Source organism: Actinokineospora sp. UTMC 2448 (assembly GCF_024760565.1).
GTDB classification, from domain to species: domain Bacteria; phylum Actinomycetota; class Actinomycetes; order Mycobacteriales; family Pseudonocardiaceae; genus Actinokineospora; species Actinokineospora fastidiosa.
Genome location: NZ_CP031087.1, coordinates 6,096,862 through 6,109,803, shown reverse-complemented (window position 1 = coordinate 6,109,803; position 12,942 = coordinate 6,096,862). Strand labels below are relative to the sequence as shown.

The following is a 12,942-nucleotide window of genomic DNA, read 5'->3' as shown; positions in this document are numbered from 1 at the left end:
ACCCGCGTGGCCGTGGTGTCCCGGCTAGGCTTGGCGTGATCACCGCCGTCACCTGGAGGTCGCGTGTCCCGGCTGCTGACCGGAGTGCTTCTCGGCGTCACCCTGCTCGGCGCCATCGCGCTCGGCCCGAGCGCGCCCGCCGCGTTCGCCCAGGAGACGACCGCGCCGTCGGGGCCGACGCTGAACCCGCCGACCGAGGAGGAGGCGGCCGACAGCAGGCAGAAGCTCGTCATCACGGTGACCGCGCTCGTCCTGCTGGGGCTCGTGGTCTACGGCAACCGCGTCCGCCGCAAGCGGGTCAAGAAGAAGTAGCCGGGGTCTCGCCGGGCAGGTGGACCGCCGCGGAGCGGAGTGTCCCCTTCGTCCGGTCCCCGGCTCGTCCCGGGGCCGGGACCGATCGTCTTGATCATCAGACCAGTCGGGGCGAAGTGACCGTCGCCGTTCACCGCTTCGGCGGTGCCGTCTAGCCTGCGATCGTGCAAACCGGCGGCGGTGTCAGCGGCTCATGGTGCACTATTGACCGCAAATGAGCACCGGAAGCAAGTTTCAGCAGGTCAGTGGAGGGGTCGCGTGACAGTGTTGGATTCGCGGCCCGACATGCCCGCCGAGCCCGGGCGGGGACCCCGAGGGGCCCGGGGCGGTCAATCCACCGTGCTGATCACGCCGACGGGCGTCAGTATGCCCGGTGTGGACGATCTCGGTGCTGGGCGCGGACCCGTGTGGCTGGACGACTGGCTGACGGCCAACACCGCCGACGTGCTCGCCTGGTTCCGGCACATCCACGCCCACCCCGAGCTGTCCCGCCGCGAGTTCGCCACCACCGAGCTGGTCGCGGGCCTGCTGAAGTCCTACGGCCTCGAGCCCCGCCTGATGCCGGGCAACACCGGCCTGATCTGCGACATCGGCGAGGGCGACCGCTGCGTGGCGCTGCGCGCCGACCTCGACGCGCTGCCGATGACCGAGGACACCGGCCTGCCCTACGCCTCGACCGCCCCCGGCGCCGCGCACTCCTGCGGCCACGACGCGCACACCGCGATCCTGCTGGCCACCGGCATCGCGCTGGCCTCCGGCCCGCCGCTGCCCGGCCGCATCCGGCTGATCTTCCAGCCCGCCGAGGAGGTCATGCCCGGCGGCGCGCTGGAGGTCATCGACGCGGGCGGCCTCGACGGCGTCGAGCGCATCTTCGGCCTGCACTGCGACCCGCGGGTCGAGGTCGGCCGGGTCGGCACCCGGGTGGGCGCCATCACCTCGGCCGCCGACCTGCTGGAGCTGCGGCTCACCTCGCCCGGCGGGCACACCTCGCGCCCGCACCTGACCGCCGACCTGGTGCACGCGCTCGGCAGCGTCATCACCGGCCTGCCCGCGCTGCTGTCCCGCCGCGTCGACCCGCGCTCGGGCACCGTCCTGGTGTGGGGCGCGGTGCACGCGGGCGAGGCGCCCAACGCCGTGCCGCAGGAGGGTGTGCTGCGCGGCACGCTGCGCACCGCCAACCACGACGTCTGGGTGGACCTGGAGCCGCTGGTCGCGGGCCTGGTGCAGGCGCTGCTCGCGCCCACCGGCGTCGGCTTCGAGCTGCAGCACCGCCGCGGCGTCCCGCCGGTCATCAACGAGCGCGAGAGCACCCAGATGCTCCGCGCGGCCATCGAGACCGCGCTCGGGGAGGACGCGCTCGCCGGGACCAAGCAGTCCTCCGGCGGCGAGGACTTCGGCTGGTACCTCGAACACGTCCCCGGCAGCTTCATGCGCCTGGGCGTCTGGGACGGCGAGGGCCCCATGCGCGACCTGCACCAGCCCACCTTCCAGCTCGACGAGCGGGCGCTGCTGACCGGCATCCGGGTCATGACCCACACCGCGATCACCGCGCTGAACTGGACCCCGCAGGCGGACTGAAAAACCCGCGGAACCGGCGCGCCCCGCGACCCGTCGAACGGGCGACCGGAGTCTGTCCGGCTGATCCGCGGAGGTGGCGATGGGTACCGATCACCGGGCCCAGGTCGACGAGCTGCTCGCGGGCTACCGGCGCAGCCGCGACCAGTTGGCCGAGGTGCACCGGGCCCTGGGCGCGGTCGCGAAGTCGGCGACCAGCGCGTGCGGGACGGTGACCGCCACCGTGTCGGCGTACGGGGCCCTGGTCGCGTTGGACATCCGTCCGGACGCCTACCGCGTGCACCAGCCCTCCGCGCTGGGCGGCGTCGTCGTGGGCGTGGTCGAGGCCGCCGCCGGGCTCGCCGCCCGCGCGGCCGACGAGATCATGGCGCCCGTGCTGCCCGCCGGGACCGACCCGGCCGCGCTGCGCCTCGGCACCGCCGACCTCACCCCGGCCGAGGTGGCCCCGCAGGCCGATGAGTTCGACTTCGAGCGCGCCACCTGGCTGGAGTCCGACGAGCGGGGGGACCAGCGATGACCGACGGCTTCCGCGCGGACACCGACGCCCTCGCCCGGCGCGCTGGCGAGTTCGGCGACCTCGCCGCCCGCGCCGGGGCGATCCACCGCGACCTCGCCGACCGGCTCAGCGCCCTGGGCGGGTGCTGGGGCGGCGACGCCGTCGGCGCGAGCTTCGCCGCCGCGCACGCGCCGGGCGCCGATGCCACCCTGGGCGACCTGGGCGCGCTGCCCGGCAGGCTCGACGAGGTGGGCGGTCGGTTCGCCGACACCGCCTCGGGGTACGCCGCCACGGAGTCCGACAACGTCCAGGCGCTCGGGGAGTAGCGATGGGTATCGAACTGCCCCCCGAACTCGCCGAGGTGGCCGCCGCGACCGGTGTCGCGTGGCCGGAGGCCGACGAGGACCGCATGCGCGAGGCCGCCGCGGCCTGGCGCGAGGCGGCGACCCGGATGACCACGCTCACCGGCGAGGCCGACGCCGCCGCCAGCGCCGCCCTGGGCACGTTCTCCGGCGAGGCGGCCGACGCCGCCCGTGCGCAGTGGTCCGGCTTCGTCGGGGCCGACTCGGGGCACCTGACGGTGACCGCGCGCGGCTGCCTGGCCGCCGCCGACCGCCTGGAGCGCGCTGCCGACCAGGTCGGCGCCGCGAAGGTCGAGATCGTCCGCCACCTCGTCGACCTGGCCCGCAACACCGAGGCCGCGACCGCTGCGGGCAGCCCGACGGCCCTGCTGGGCATCGACACGGCGGTCGCCGCCACGTCGGCCAACCTCTCGGCGGTGACCGAGACCCTGGTGAACGCGGTCGCGCCCAACGGCCCGGACATGACCTCGGTCCGCCAGGTCGCCAACGCCAACCCGGGCGCCCGACTGACCGGCGTGGTGGGCACCTCGACCCCCGGTCGCGGCCTGCTGGACGTCGTCGGCGGCATCACCGGCGGCGTCACGACGGCGGTGGGCAACGCGGTCGCGGGCCCGGGCGGCGTGACGGACCTCGTCGGCGGCACGACCCGCGGCTTCACCGACGCCGTCGGGAACGCGGTGGCGGGCCCCGACGGCCTGACCGCCGCCGTGGGCGGCGCGACGCGCGGATTCACGGACGCGGTGGGCACTGCCGTGCCCGGCGCCAGCGGGTTGACCAACGCCGTGGGCGACGCGACAGGCGGGCTGACCGACGCCGTCGGCGGCGCGGCCCGCGGGTTCACCGACGCGGTGGGCAACGCGGCCGCCGGTTCCAGCGGGCTGACCGAGGCGGTCGGCGGTGCGACTCGGGGTTTCACCGATGCCGTGGGCAACGCCGGGGCGGGCCCGAGCGGGCTGATCAACGCCGTGGGCAACACGGCGGGTGGGTTGACCGAGGCGGTCGGTGGTGCGGCGCGGGGATTCACCGATGCTGTGGGCAACGCGGCGGCGGGCCCTGGTGGGCTGACCGATGCTGTGGGCACCACGGTGCGCGGGGCGTCCGACGTCGTCGGCGGCGTGACCGGGGCCGTGGGGGAGACGGCCCGTGGGGTGAGCGACACCGTCGGGAGCGTGGCCGCGGGGCCCGGCGGCGGGGTCGCTGACACCGTCGGCGCGGCGCGGGGAGTGGCCGAGGGCGTCGGGAACGCCGGGGGCGGGTTCGGGGACGGCCGGGGTGTCGTGCTGGGGCCCAACGACGAGTGGGCCATGGACCTGCCCACCCCGCCCGCCGGGATGCCGGTGGTCGACACCGTGCACGCCTCCGCGGCGGCCGTCCTCGACGCGCCGCAGGCGGCCGGGGCCGCGCAGAACCCGATCGCCCAGGCGGCGCCGCCCGGCGCTGCCGCGCCGGGGCAGGCCCCCGTCGGCGGAGCGCCGTTCGGCGGGTCCCCGGGCGGGCCCGCGCCGGTCGGCGGACCATCGGCGGGCGGAGCGGCCGGTCCCGTGCTGCCCGGGCCCCGCGCCCAGGCGGGCGGCGGCGCCCCCATCCGCGCCGACCTGCCGCACACCGACACCCGCACAGGCGACACCCGCGACCACCGCGCAGGCGACCAGCGGGCAGGCGACACCCGCGACCAACGCGACCAGCGCGCAAGCGAGCAGCGCGACCAGCGCGCGGGCGACACCCGCGACCAGCGCGCGGGCGACACCCGCGACCAGCGCTCGGGCGAGCGGGCCGGGTCCGCTGACGCCGAGGCGGCGAAGTCCGAAGTGGACGAGCCGAGCGCCGACACTCCCGAGTCCGGGTTCATCGCGCCCATCGGCGGCGCGCTCCTCGGGTTCGCGGGCGGAACCGCCGTCGCCCCCCGGCCTGCCCCCGGTCACCAGGCCCTCGGCCAGCAGCCCCCGGGCCAGGCCCCCGGGCAGCAGGTCCCCGGCGCCGGTCAGCAGGCTCCCGGCCAGGCCCCGGTGCCCGGCCACCTCCCCACCGGCAGGCGGCCCGACGGCGGGCCGGTCCTCGGCTTCCCGCTCGCCCAGCCGAGTGAGCCGGGGACGCAGCTCGCGCGGCTGCCGGGTGTGTTCGCGGGCGCCTCCATCGGCGAGGCCGACCGGGACGCGTTGTCGCTGTTCCTGCTGCACCTGTTCCCCATCGGGTACCTCCCGCAGGTCGCCGATGAGCCGGAGACACAGTTGCCCGCGCCGCAGGCCGAGGTCGACTACGCCGCCGGCCTGCGCTTCCCGCCGGACGACCACCCCGAGGCCCACCTCGTCGACGCCACCACGCCCGCCCCGGTCACCCGCACCGACGGCGTGAGCGCCGACCACCTCGCCCAGGGCTACGACCCGCTCGGCGGCCTGCACGAGCGCGACTGGGACCGCCGGTTCCTGGTCAAGCCCGCCGACGGCACCAGCAGGGCCGAGTACGCGTGGCCGCCCGGCGAGCAGTACCCCGAGGGCGGCGCTGCCGAGGGCGAGCCCGACGTGCTCAAGCCGGGCACGACCATCGACCGGCTCGGCACCCCCGAAGGCCGCGTCTTCGCCCCTGACGGCACCCCCTTCGCCGCGCGCTCGCTGCCGCCGGACCACCTGCGGGCGCTGCGCCGCTACCGGGTCGTGCGGCCCCTGCCGGTGTGGCGGGCGGCGTCGGCGCCCTGGTTCGCCCAGCACGGCGGCGGGATCCGGCTGCGGGCCACCCGTTCGGCGGTCGAGCTCGTGGCGCTGGGCTATCTGGTCGAGATCACGGAGGACGGGCAGTGAACGCCGAATCCATCGCCGAGTGGCTGCGCGCGGTCGGCGTGCCCGAGCAGGTCGTCTCGATCGGCGCGGAGGTGGACAACACCTGGTGCCTGCTGCGCGACCCGGCGGGCGACGCCTGGGAGGTGTTCTGGCGCGAGCAGGGCAACCGCTACGACTGGGCGCGGTTCAGCAGCGAGCAGGTCGCCTGCCACTACCTGTTCGGCCGCCTGGTGTGGTCGCAGGTCGTGCGCGGCGCGGTCGGCGTGCTGCCGTCAGCGGCGAAGTAGGCCCAGCACGGCGTCGTGCAGCAGCCCGTTCGTCGACAGCGCCGAGCCGCCGTCGAAGCGGGCCGCCCCGCCCAGGTCGGTGAAGCGCCCGCCCGCCTCCTCGACGACGACCTGGATGGCGGCGACGTCCCACGGGTTGACGACGGCCTCCGCGGCGACGTCGATGGCGCCCTCGGCGACCAGGCAGTGCGACCAGAAGTCGCCGAAGGCCCGGTTCTCCCAGCAGGCGTCCACCAGGTCGAGGTACCGCTCGCGCGAGTGGTACTCGACCCACGTGCCCAGGTGCGTGGTTGACAGGTAGGCGTCCGACAGCGACGCCACGCCCGACACCGACATCCGCACGGCCTCGCCGCCCGCCGCCACCCAGGCGCCGTGGTCGCGCGCGGCGAACCAGCGGCGGCCCAGCGCGGGCGCGCTCACCACGCCCACCGTCGGCACGCCGTCCTCGACCAGCGCGATGAGCGTTGCCCACGCGGGCACGCCGCGCAGGAAGTTCTTGGTCCCGTCGATCGGGTCGAGCACCCAGGTGCGGCCCGCGCCCACCGAGCCGCCGCGCTCCTCGCCAGCGACCGTGTCGTCGGGGAACTCGGCGGCGATCAGGGCGCGGACGGCGTCCTCGACGGCGGTGTCGGCGTCGGTGACCGGGGTGCGGTCCGGCTTCCTGGTGACGACCAGATCGCGCGCCTGGAAGCGGTTCACGGTGATCTCGTCGGCCGCGTCGGCCAGTCGGATGGCGAAGTTGAGGTCGCGGGACACGCCGGAGATCGTGTCACGCCTACGCTGAGGGGCGTGAGCGTGGTGCTACTGGCCGAGGACGACTCGGCCATCGCCGAACCGCTGTCCCGCGCGCTGCACCGGGAGGGCTATGACGTGGTGGTGGTCGGCGACGGCCACCGCGCGCTGGACCTGGCCAGCGCGGGCGGCCCCGACCTGTTGGTGCTCGACCTCGGCCTGCCCGGACTCGACGGCCTCGACGTGTGCAGACGGCTGCGCGCGGCGGGCCGGAGCATCCCGGTGCTGATGCTGACCGCCCGCGCCGACGAGGTGGACTTCGTCGTCGGCCTGGACGCGGGCGCCGACGACTACGTCGCCAAGCCGTTCCGGCTGGCCGAGCTGCTGGCCCGCATCCGCGCGCTGCTGCGCCGCCAGGCCCCGGGCGCGGTCGAGGTGAACGGCGTGCGGATGGACCTCGCCGCGCGGGTGGTCACCGTGGACGGCGTGGAGATCAACCTGGCCAACAAGGAGTTCGAGCTGCTGCGCGTGCTGATCCAGCGGGCGGGCCAGGTCGTCACCCGCGAGGAGATCCTCTCCGAGGTGTGGAGCGACCCCGAGCTCAAGGGCAGCAAGACGCTGGACATGCACATGTCGTGGCTGCGCCGCAAGCTCGGCGACGTGGGCCCGCGCGCCGCGGAGCGGCGGATCGCGACCGTGCGCGGCGTCGGCTTCCGGTTCAACGCGGACTGACGTGCGCCGCCGCATCCTCCTGGCGATCATGCTCGCGGTGCTGGTGACCGCGTGCTCCCTCGGCATCCCGCTCGGCTACACCGCGCTGCAGATCGTCGAGCAGATCACCCGCGACGACCTGGCCGCCCGCGCGCAGGGCATCGCCGCGCGGCTGGACGACGAGATCGCCAACGGCCGCCAGGTCGAACTGCGCCGGGTCGCCGTCGCGGTGCCCGTCGACGGGCTGCTCGAGGTGACCCTGCCGAGCCAGCCGGTGCGGACCATCGGCACGGAGATCACCGAGGAGGCCGTCACCGAGGAGGTGCCGATGGTGCAGCAGGGCACCGTGCGGCTGTCCGTGCCCGCGGGGCCCATGCGCACCCGGCAGACCCAGGTCGCGCTGCTGGTCGCGCTGGTCATCATCACCACCGTGGGCATCGGCGCGGTCGTGGCGATGGTCACCGCGCGGCGCATCGCCCGGCCGCTGCGGCACGTGGCCGACCGGGCCAGCAGGCTCGGCGCTGGCGACTTCCGGCTCGACAGCACCCGCTACGACCTCGCCGAGCTGGACTCCGTCGCCGAGGCGCTCGACGCCTCGGCCACCGCGCTCGCCCACCTCATCCAGCGCGAGCGCGACCTGGTCGGCGACGTGTCCCACCAGCTGCGCAGCAGGCTGACGGCGCTGCAACTGCGCCTGGAGACGCTGGCGAGCGTGCCGGACGAGGAGACCGCGTCCGAGGCCAGGGCGGGCCTGGCCCAGGCCGACCGGCTGGCCGAGGTGCTCGACGAGCTCCTCGCCGCCGCCCGGGTCGCCCGCGCTGGCGGCGCGGAGCCGGTCGACCTGGCCCGCGAGCTGACCGCCATCGCCGAGGAGTGGCGCAAGCCGCTGCGCGCCGACGGCCGCACGCTGCGCCTGCGGCTGCAGCCCAACCTCATCGTCCGCGCCACGCCGGGCAGGCTCCGCGAGGCCATCGGCGTGCTGCTGGACAACGCGCACCGCCACGGCGGCGGCACGGTCACCCTGACCGCGCGGGTCAGCGGGGAGACGGTGGTGGTGGAGGTGGCCGACAACGGTCCCGGCGTGCCCGACGAGCTGGCCCCGCACATCTTCGACCGGGGCGTCTCCGGGGCCGGGTCGACCGGTCTCGGCCTCGCGCTGGCCCGCGCCCTGGTCGACTCCGACGGCGGCCGGATGGAGCTGTCCACTGCCAAGCCCGCGACGTTCTCGGTGTTCCTGCGGATGCCGCGCGCGGGCGATGTCACCGGCGTGCGCTGGCCCGCGGAGAAGTCCCCGCGCTAGTCGTAGCTGCGGTGCTCGCGCAGTTGGTCGGGGAAGACCCACTTGCGGAAGCCCCAGAACCGGAAGCCGGTGGCCAGCAGCATGCCGATGATGGAGCCGCTGACGAAGTCCGCCGTCTCCTGCACCAGCAGGCTCACGTGCGGGGTCTCCAGGTCCAGCACATAGCGGGAGACGTAGGGCGGGATCAGGTTGATGACCACGCCGCAGCCGCTGATCAGGAAGAACAGCGCGGCCTCGTGGTGGCGCTCGCGGCCGCCCCGGGAGCGGAAGGACCACTCGCGGTTGAGCACGTAGGACACGATCGTGGCGATGATGACGGCGATCGCCTTCGCGGTGACCGGCTTGGCCTCCAGCACCGTGAACTTCAGCAGGTACCAGATGGCGTTGTCGATGACGAACGTCGTGCCGCCGACAATCCCGAACTTGAGCAGCTCGCGGTGCTTGAGCAGGACCCGGCGCAGCGGCTCGGGCACCCTCGCGAGCACGGATTCGACTACGGACACCGCCGCAGTCTACGGAAAACCGCTTGTCAGGCGGCGCGCTCCGTGGGCCCGGTCACCGCGCGCAGCCTGCGCACCCGGGCGTCGGCCTGCGGGAACACCCACTTCTTGAACGCCCACCAGCGGAACACCATCGCCACCAGCGTGCCCAGCACGATGCCGGAGACGAAGTCGGCGACCTCCTGGGTCAGCCGCGACACCTCGGGCACTTGGAGGTGCAGCAGGTACCGCGACACCGCCAGCGGCGCGGAGTTGATCGCCACGCCGATACCGCTGATCAGGAAGAACAGCGCCGCCTCGTGCGGGCGCTCGCGGCCGCCCCTGGTGCTGAACGACCACTCGCGGTTGAGCACGTAGGACACGATGGTCGCGATGATCACCGCGATCGCCAGCGCGGTCACCGGGTTGTCGGTGAGCACCGTCAGCTTGAGGGTGTAGTTCACCGCGTTGGTCACCACGAAGCACACGGCCCCGACCGTGGCGAAGCGCAACAGCTCGCGGTGCTTGGTCAGAGCGGCCCGGACCGGCTCCGGCAAGCGGGCCAGCACGGTCTCGACGACGGCCATGTGGCCGGAGTCTAACTACTGCCGATCACCGCTCGTGATCGAGGGCCGCCCCAGGGTCAGCAGGGCGGCCCCGAACGGCCGCCGCCCTGCCGCCCTCTGCAGTCGCGGGCGGGCCGAACGGACCGCTGTTCCGTCGTCTGGGTGGTGGTCGTGGCTGTCGTGGTGGTGGGCGCTGGTGTGGTGGTGGGCGCTGGCGTGGGCGCCGTGGTCGACTCCGCGTCCGGGTCGTCGGCCGGGGGCGGCGGCGCGGACGTGACGGGCGGCGGGGTCGGCGCGGTGGGGGACTCGATCACCTGCGGCGCGGTCGGCGTCGGCTCGACCGGCTCGGTCGGGATCGACGGCGGCTCCGGCGGCTGCAGCCCCGGCCACCACGGGCCGAACGCGGGGACCTTGACCTTGACGCTCTCCACCGCCTTGCCGAGCGTCGCCGTCACGGTGATCTTGCGCCACCTGATGTCGTGCGGGTGGTCGCGGTGGCGCGTGACCCGGAGTTCCAGCGCCACGGTCTCGCCGGGCGCGACGGACTTGTGGGTGCGGCAGGTCGTGCGGCCGCGGTCGGCGGTGCAGCCGACCTTGCCCGCTCCCGCCGTCTGCCTGCCCGGCTCGTCCACGGTGATCGCGATCGGCTTGGTGCTCTCGCCGGTGTTGCGGACCGTCACCGTGAGCAGCACGTCGCGCTCCCACGGCCAGAGCGTGTCGAACCAGCCGATCCCGTGGGCCTCGGCGTGCAGGCGGAGGCCGTCCGGCTTCTCCCGCACGTCGATCGGCACCGAGATATTCACCCGGATGGAGGACCCGGCGGTGACCGATCCGGTGATCGTGCTGCCCGCCGAGCCGGGAGTGGCGACCAGTCGGAACACCAGCGTGACCGACTCGCCGGGGCGCAGGCCCTCGCCGCTGGTGCAGGTGACGGTGCCCGTGCCGCCGGGGCAGGCCACCGTGCCGGTCTGCGGGGCCGCCCCGTTGAGCAGCAGCCCCGGCGGGGTGGCGAGCCGCTGGGACTCGACCGCGCGCACGCCGCGCGGCAGGGCCAGCGTCGCCACCACGGGCTCGGACACGCTGCCGCCGGTGTTGCGCACGGTGATCGGCAGTTCGGCCGGCCCGCCGTCGACGACGAGCGCCACCGGGTCCAGCGGGTCGGCCGCCAGGCTCGGCGGGCCGGGCGTCGGCTCCGGCGCGGGCTCCGGCGGCGGCTGCACCGGGGCGGGCGCGGGCGGGGGCTGCGCAGGCGGCTCGGGCGAGCTCTGCGCGGGCGGCTCAGCGGCAGGGGGTGGGGACGACGACGGCCTGGGCGGTTGGGACATCGGCGACGCGGGCGGGTCCTGCGTGGACACCGTCGACGGGGGCGGGGGCGCCGCCGCGGGCATGCGCTCCTGCGGCCCCGACGACACCCCGACCGCGATCACCGCGGCCAGCGCGACGCCGGACGCGGCCACGCCGAGGAACTGCCGGGGCGCGTCGGCGATGGCCCCGGCGACCCCGCCGGCGGACACCCCCGCCGCGGTCCCGGCGGCGGCCGCCGTGCCCGCCGCGGTCGCCTTGGCCGCGGCCAGGTAGGCCGCGACGGCGCCCGAGCCGAGCACCAGCGGCGCGATGAACACCCGCAGCCCGCCGTTGATGTCGGCCAGCTCGGCGGCCAGCGCGCGGCAGCGGTCGCACTGGTCGAGGTGGGACTCCACCTGCGCGGTCTCCCGCTTGGCCAGCCCGCCGCGCACCCACGCGCCGAGCCGCTCGGCGGCGGCGCGGCAGTTCTGCGCGTCGGTCTCGGCCAGGTGCACCTGCAGGTACGCCTGGCGCAGGCCCTCGCGCGCCCGGTAGGCCAGCGCGGACACCCCGTTGGGCGTCAGGCCGAGCAGCGGGGCGACCTGGGCGGGGGACTGGCCCTCGATCTCGGTGTGCCAGAGCACGGCCTGCCAGCGCTCGGGCAGCTTGGCGAACGCGCGCGCGGCCAGCGTGCGGTCGAGGCCCGCGACCGCGGTGTCGGTGAACGGCACGCTCACCGCGGCCGGGTCGACGCCGCTGACCTGGCTGACGTCGTCGGAGAACTCCACGCGGCGGTCGCGGCGGGTCTTGTCGTACGCGGTGTGGCGCAGCGCGGTCAGCAGGTAGGCGCGGAAGGCGGAGTCGGGGCCGCGGCCCTGGCGGAGCGTGTCGAGCACCTTGGCGAACGCCTCGGAGACCAGGTCGTCGGCCTCGGCGGGGGAGCGCGTGAGCTGTCTGGCGAGGTTGTACGCCGCGGCGACGTGCCGCTCGTACAGGGTGCCGTAATCGGCGACGGCGCCACCGCGCACCGACACGATCAGTTCGGCGTCGCTGGGGCCCTCGACGTCCGCCGGAACGGTCGACACGATCCTCCCCTCCGGCCGGGACTTCCCCGCCTGGCCGCGCACGGATGCTTAGTGTGACGGATCGGTGTGGAGCCGTCACGTTTTCCCGGGGGAGCCGCGTCACGACTGCCTCCTGCCGCCGTCACCCTTCCGGGCGTCCGACGAGAGGACAGAGCGCGTGGCCGTACGTGAGGCGGGCTCCTTATGGCGCGGTGACGCCGAGGGGGCCGATCGCCTGCTGCGTGAGCTGCGGGCGCGCTGGCGCTCCGCGAGCCTGGCGGCGGGCTGGCGGTTCCCCAGCGACTGGGGACTGCCGGAGGTCGACGAGGTGTGCCTCAGCGTGGTGTCGGGGGCCGATCCGACCACCGCGCTCGACGGCCTCGGCCGGGCGCGGGCGCGCTCGGGCGCCGGGCTGGACGAGACCCTGACGGACCTGGCCGCCCTGCACGCCGTGCTGGAGGGGACCACTGGCCGTCGGGCCGCCGTCGACGCCACGCCCGCGCCGCTGCTCCGCGCGGTCGCCCTGGCGTGGGCGGACGCCGCCATGGGCGAGTTCGGCGCGGTCGCGGCCACGGAGAACCTGACCGGGCTGGCGACGCCGGAGTACCTGCGGGTGCGCCTCGGCGAGGTGTACCGGGCGGGGCGGCGCTCGGGGACCGCGCCCGCCGACACCCACGTGCTGATCGTGGTCACCGTCGACCTGTCGCGGACCGCGGGCTGGCCCCGGCTCATGGCGATGGCGCTGGTCGGGGACGTGCTGCGGGAGGTGTTCGACGGCGGGGAGAGCCTGGCCGTGCTGGGGCCGTCGGTCGCGGCGGTGCTGGCCGAGCGCGGGCGCGGCCTGGCCGAGCGGGCGGCCCGCACCAGGGCGCTCATCGCCGAGCGGTTCGAGGTGGACAGCGCCCTGCGCGTGCTGCGCAGACCCGAGCTGCGGGTCGAGCGGCTGCCCTGCTCCGAGGACGCGGCACAGGCCATGGTGGACGGGCTCGGCCGGGCGTGA

General features: G+C 75.5%; 13 protein-coding genes. 9 read left to right on the top strand and 4 right to left on the bottom strand.

Annotated elements, in window-relative coordinates:
• The first annotated feature begins 63 nt into the window (after positions 1–63).
• From Actkin_RS27900 to Actkin_RS27875, 6 genes are all read left to right on the top strand, one after another.
• Positions 64–312 (top strand): hypothetical protein, encoded by a 249-nt coding sequence (locus Actkin_RS27900; protein WP_189209753.1) that lies wholly within the window; start codon positions 64–66, stop codon positions 310–312.
• A 258-nt stretch (positions 313–570) separates the two neighbouring features.
• Positions 571–1,890, top strand: a complete 1,320-nt coding sequence (locus tag Actkin_RS27895; protein ID WP_189209754.1) for a M20 family metallopeptidase — start codon at positions 571–573, stop codon at positions 1,888–1,890.
• A gap of 79 nt (positions 1,891–1,969) precedes the next feature.
• The gene (locus tag Actkin_RS27890; protein WP_189209755.1) at positions 1,970–2,404 is read left to right on the top strand and encodes a YbaB/EbfC family nucleoid-associated protein; all 435 of its coding nucleotides are present in this window, start codon (positions 1,970–1,972) and stop codon (positions 2,402–2,404) included.
• Positions 2,401–2,709, top strand: a complete 309-nt coding sequence (locus tag Actkin_RS27885; RefSeq protein WP_189209756.1) for a WXG100 family type VII secretion target — start codon at positions 2,401–2,403, stop codon at positions 2,707–2,709. The genes Actkin_RS27890 and Actkin_RS27885 overlap by 4 nt, the downstream gene beginning before the upstream one ends.
• Positions 2,710–2,711: 2 nt before the next feature.
• Positions 2,712–5,540, top strand: coding sequence for a glycohydrolase toxin TNT-related protein (locus Actkin_RS27880; protein ID WP_258904827.1), 2,829 nt, complete (start codon positions 2,712–2,714; stop codon positions 5,538–5,540).
• Complete coding sequence (locus Actkin_RS27875) at positions 5,537–5,806, top strand: hypothetical protein (protein ID WP_189209758.1); 270 nt, start codon at positions 5,537–5,539, stop codon at positions 5,804–5,806. The genes Actkin_RS27880 and Actkin_RS27875 overlap by 4 nt, the downstream gene beginning before the upstream one ends.
• Here the strand turns inward: Actkin_RS27875 and hisN are convergent.
• Positions 5,792–6,562 (bottom strand): histidinol-phosphatase, encoded by a 771-nt coding sequence (hisN, locus tag Actkin_RS27870; protein WP_258904826.1) that lies wholly within the window; start codon positions 6,560–6,562, stop codon positions 5,792–5,794. The two genes, Actkin_RS27875 and hisN, sit on opposite strands and share 15 nt — an antisense overlap.
• Positions 6,563–6,595: 33 nt before the next feature.
• Here hisN and Actkin_RS27865 point away from each other — a divergent pair, with 33 nt between their 5' ends.
• Positions 6,596–7,270, top strand: coding sequence for a response regulator transcription factor (locus tag Actkin_RS27865; protein WP_189209760.1), 675 nt, complete (start codon positions 6,596–6,598; stop codon positions 7,268–7,270).
• Between the two features lies 1 nt (position 7,271).
• Complete coding sequence (locus tag Actkin_RS27860) at positions 7,272–8,549, top strand: sensor histidine kinase (protein WP_189209761.1); 1,278 nt, start codon at positions 7,272–7,274, stop codon at positions 8,547–8,549.
• On the opposite strand, the gene Actkin_RS27855 is transcribed toward Actkin_RS27860, so the two are convergent.
• The 3 genes from Actkin_RS27855 to Actkin_RS27845 are packed head-to-tail and all read right to left on the bottom strand — an operon-like array spanning position 8,546 to position 11,963.
• Complete coding sequence (locus tag Actkin_RS27855) at positions 8,546–9,052, bottom strand: GtrA family protein (protein WP_189209762.1); 507 nt, start codon at positions 9,050–9,052, stop codon at positions 8,546–8,548. The two genes, Actkin_RS27860 and Actkin_RS27855, sit on opposite strands and share 4 nt — an antisense overlap.
• A 26-nt stretch (positions 9,053–9,078) precedes the next feature.
• Complete coding sequence (locus Actkin_RS27850) at positions 9,079–9,615, bottom strand: GtrA family protein (protein WP_189209763.1); 537 nt, start codon at positions 9,613–9,615, stop codon at positions 9,079–9,081.
• Between the two features lie 56 nt (positions 9,616–9,671).
• Positions 9,672–11,963 carry a sigma-70 family RNA polymerase sigma factor gene (locus tag Actkin_RS27845; RefSeq protein WP_258904824.1) on the bottom strand — a complete coding sequence of 764 codons (2,292 nt, stop codon included), beginning with the start codon at positions 11,961–11,963 and terminating at the stop codon, positions 9,672–9,674.
• 157 nt (positions 11,964–12,120) lie between these two features.
• Between Actkin_RS27845 and Actkin_RS27840 the strand changes: the two genes are divergently transcribed.
• The gene (locus Actkin_RS27840) at positions 12,121–12,942 is read left to right on the top strand and encodes a GGDEF domain-containing protein (RefSeq protein WP_189209765.1); all 822 of its coding nucleotides are present in this window, start codon (positions 12,121–12,123) and stop codon (positions 12,940–12,942) included.